At 70.5% G+C, this 634-nt stretch carries 1 pseudogene and 1 riboswitch; the pseudogene reads right to left on the reverse strand.

Annotation, left to right across the window (positions count from 1 at the left end):
- Window positions 1–11 precede the first annotated feature (11 nt).
- Window positions 12–365 (reverse strand): annotated as a pseudogene (locus tag O5O46_RS35070) (transglycosylase family protein); the annotation flags it as partial.
- Window positions 366–368: 3 nt separating this feature from the next.
- Window positions 369–540, reverse strand: a riboswitch (cyclic di-AMP (ydaO/yuaA leader).
- Window positions 541–634: the final 94 nt, after the last annotated feature.

Raw genomic sequence — 634 nt, forward strand, 5'->3', positions numbered from 1 at the left:
GGGTCTTACTTCAGGCCGCCGGCCTTGGCGCACTGCCAGGCGTTGGGGCCCTGCATGGCCAGCAGCTTGTTGGCGACGGTGATCTGCTGGTCCTTGGTGGCGTAGTCGGCGCGCGGGGCGAACTTCAGGCCGCCGGCGGCGGCCCAGCTGGAGGGCGAGAACTGCAGGCCGCCGTAGTGGCCGTTGCCGCCGGTGTTGTGGTTGGACCAGTTGCCGCTGGACTCGCACTGGGCCACGCGGTCCCAGGTGGCGGCGGAGGCGGCGGAGGCGGTGGTCGAAGCGAGGACGGGGAGGAAGATCGCGGCGGTGGCGACACCGGCGAGAGCGGCGAGACGGGTCTTGGAGGCGCGGTGCAGCTTGAGCATGGTGTGATTCCTCACCGACGCCTGCGAGGTCAGCTGTCGGGTTCGGGCCAGTGAGTGCCCGGTCGTGGCCTTGAAGGCACGACTTCACCCCAAGCCGGTTCCGTCCCCTGCGGTGAGGGGCGGTTCCGGCGGAGAACCTTGGGTCCCCCGCTCCTGCCTACGGCGCTGTTCGCGTCGACTGTTCCCGTCGGTCGGCGGCAGGACTCGGCGTTCCAACCGGCGGGGCCCGCGAAGGCGAGCGATGTCGACAGAAACACGGACTCCCGGAG

Source organism: Streptomyces sp. RPT161 (assembly GCF_027533845.1).
GTDB classification, from domain to species: domain Bacteria; phylum Actinomycetota; class Actinomycetes; order Streptomycetales; family Streptomycetaceae; genus Streptantibioticus_A; species Streptantibioticus_A silvisoli_A.